Raw genomic sequence first — 1,796 nt, forward strand, 5'->3', positions numbered from 1 at the left:
GCCCGACGGGCGGCTCGGCGTCGCCGCGGGCGGCGGTGGCGGCGGGGCACGGGTGACGGTCAACATCACCACGCCCGACATCACGGGTTTCCAGCGCTCACGCGGGCAGGTGGCGGCGCAGATCGCGCGCGCCGTCGACCGCGGCCGCCGCGACAGGTGAGGGAGAGAAACATGGCTTCTGGGCAGGCATTCCACGACGTGCAATTCCCCGTGGCGCTGAGCTTCGGCGCCGCGGGCGGGCCGGAGCGGCGCACCGACATCGTCACGCTCGCCAACGGATACGAGGAGCGCAACACGCCATGGGCTCATGGCCGGCGGCGCTATGACGCGGGGCTGGGCCTGCGCGCGATCGAGGATGTGCAGGCGGTGCTGGCCTTCTTCGAGGCGCGGCGCGGGCCCCTCCATGGCTTTCGCTGGAAGGACTGGCTCGACTGGCGCTCGGCCCCGCAAGGCCGCGCGGTGGACGCGCTCGATCAGCAGATCGGCATCGGCGATGGCGAGACCACGGGTTTCCAGCTCGTCAAGCGCTACGGCGAGGATGCGCATCCCTACCTGCGCCCGATCACGCGGCCCGTGGCGGGCAGCCTGCGCATCGCGGTCGATGGCGATCCGGTGACCGAGGGCGAGGGCGTCGTGGTGGATCACGCGACGGGGCTGTTGCGGTTCGACGTGGCACCCCCGGTCGGGGCGCTCGTCACCGCCGGGTTCGAATTCGACGTGCCCGCGCGGTTCGACACCGAGACGCTGACGGGTTCGGTCGCGGGGTTCGAAGCGGGCACGCTGCCCGAAATCCCGGTGGTGGAGATCCGGGCATGAGCGGGTTTGAGGCGCATCTGCAAACCGGTGTGACGACGCTGTGCCGGGCCTGGGCATTGAAGCGCGCCGACGGGCTGGAGCGCGGTTTCACCGATCACGACCGAGCGCTGGCCTTCGAGGGCATCGAGTTTCGCCCCGAGACCGGCATGAGCGCGAGCGCGCTGGTGCAGAGCGCGGGGCTCGCTGCCGACACCGCCGAGGCGCTGGGCGCGATTTCGGACGAAGGGGTGAGCGAGGCAGAGATCGCCCAGGGCCGCCTCGATGGGGCAGAGCTGCGGATCTGGCGGGTCAACTGGGCCGACCCCGAAGAGCGCGCGCTGGAGTTTCGCGGGCATCTGGGCGAAATCCGCCGCGACGGCACGGTGTTTCGCGCCGAGCTGCGCGGTCTTTCGGATGCGCTGGGCCGGCCCTTGGGCCGGGTCTATCAGCCGCGCTGCGACGCGGTCTTGGGCGATGCGCGCTGCGGCGTCGATACCGGACGGGAGGGCGTCTCGGTCGAGCGAAGCCTTGGGCGTGCCGAGGGCGCGGAGCTGCGGCTCGACTGGGCCGATGGCCCGGCGCAGGGCTGGTTCGCGCATGGCCATGTCGAGGTCTTGGAGGGGCCGGGGGCGGGGCTCACCGCGCCGATCCGCGAGGACCGGCAGGAGGCGGGCGCGCGCATTGTCGAGCTGTGGGGGCCGATCGCTGCCGATCTCGCGCCGGGCACGCGGCTGCGGCTTGTCGCGGGCTGCGACAAGCGGGCCGAGACCTGCCGGCTCAAGTTCGACAATTTCCTCAATTTCCGCGGCTTTCCCGATCTGCCGGGAACCGACTGGCTGATGGCGGTGCCGCGCTCGGGGGGCGCATGAGCCGCATCGTCACGGAGGCGCGCGGCTGGATCGGCACGCCCTATCTGCACGGCGCTTCGCGGCGCGGCGCGGGCTGCGATTGCCTCGGGCTGGTGCGGGGCGTCTGGCGGGCGCTGGCGGGGGCCGAGCCCG

The 1,796-nt window shown here is 72.5% G+C and carries 2 protein-coding genes and 2 pseudogenes; all 4 read left to right on the forward strand.

Annotated features, from left to right (window positions below):
* A pseudogene (locus NHG85_RS04770) lies at positions 1 to 160 on the forward strand (phage tail tape measure protein); the annotation flags it as partial.
* Between the two features lie 11 nt (positions 161 to 171).
* Positions 172 to 816 (forward strand): DUF2460 domain-containing protein, encoded by a 645-nt coding sequence (locus tag NHG85_RS04775; protein ID WP_253330319.1) that lies wholly within the window; start codon positions 172 to 174, stop codon positions 814 to 816.
* On the forward strand, positions 813 to 1,664 hold the full coding sequence (locus tag NHG85_RS04780) for a phage/gene transfer agent baseplate hub protein (protein ID WP_253330321.1): 852 nt from the start codon (positions 813 to 815) through the stop codon (positions 1,662 to 1,664). Before NHG85_RS04775 ends, NHG85_RS04780 begins: the two co-directional genes overlap by 4 nt.
* Positions 1,661 to 1,796, forward strand: a pseudogene (locus NHG85_RS04785) (peptidase); the annotation flags it as partial. The gene NHG85_RS04780 and the pseudogene NHG85_RS04785, both read left to right, overlap by 4 nt.

Source organism: Limimaricola litoreus (assembly GCF_024159025.1).
Taxonomy (GTDB): domain Bacteria; phylum Pseudomonadota; class Alphaproteobacteria; order Rhodobacterales; family Rhodobacteraceae; genus Limimaricola; species Limimaricola litoreus.

Coding starts and splice junctions, on each gene's coding strand:
- NHG85_RS04780 (WP_253330321.1), top strand. CDS start 813: ATGAGCGGGTTTGAGGCGCATCTGCAAACCGGTGTGACGACGCTGTGC.
- NHG85_RS04775 (WP_253330319.1), top strand. CDS start 172: ATGGCTTCTGGGCAGGCATTCCACGACGTGCAATTCCCCGTGGCGCTG.